Below are 301 nucleotides of genomic sequence, written 5' to 3'. Positions count from 1 at the left end.
CGAGAAGCTGCGCGCCACCATCGAGGAGCTCGACAAGGCCCAGGGCACGGGCGGGAACTTCGCGTTCTACCTGTCGGTGCCGCCGAAGTTCTTCCCGCAAGTGGTCCAGCAGCTCAAGGCACACGGCCTGGCCGACCCCCCCAAGGGTTCCTGGCGCCGCGCGGTGATCGAGAAGCCCTTCGGGCACGACCTGAAGAGCGCTCAGGAACTCAACCAGGTCGTGCACTCGGTCTTCCCGCGCGACGAGGTCTTCCGCATCGACCACTACCTGGGCAAGGAGACCGTCCAGAACATCCTGGCC

General features: G+C 66.1%; 1 pseudogene. It reads left to right on the top strand.

The annotated features are described in order from the left end of the window. Positions 1 to 301, top strand: a pseudogene (locus tag IF29_RS0141280) (glucose-6-phosphate dehydrogenase); the annotation flags it as partial.

Source organism: Streptacidiphilus jeojiense, from assembly GCF_000719095.1.
Lineage (GTDB): Bacteria > Actinomycetota > Actinomycetes > Streptomycetales > Streptomycetaceae > Streptacidiphilus > Streptacidiphilus jeojiensis.
Note: the sequence above shows the minus strand (reverse complement) of the source record. Positions and strands in the feature narration are given on the sequence as shown.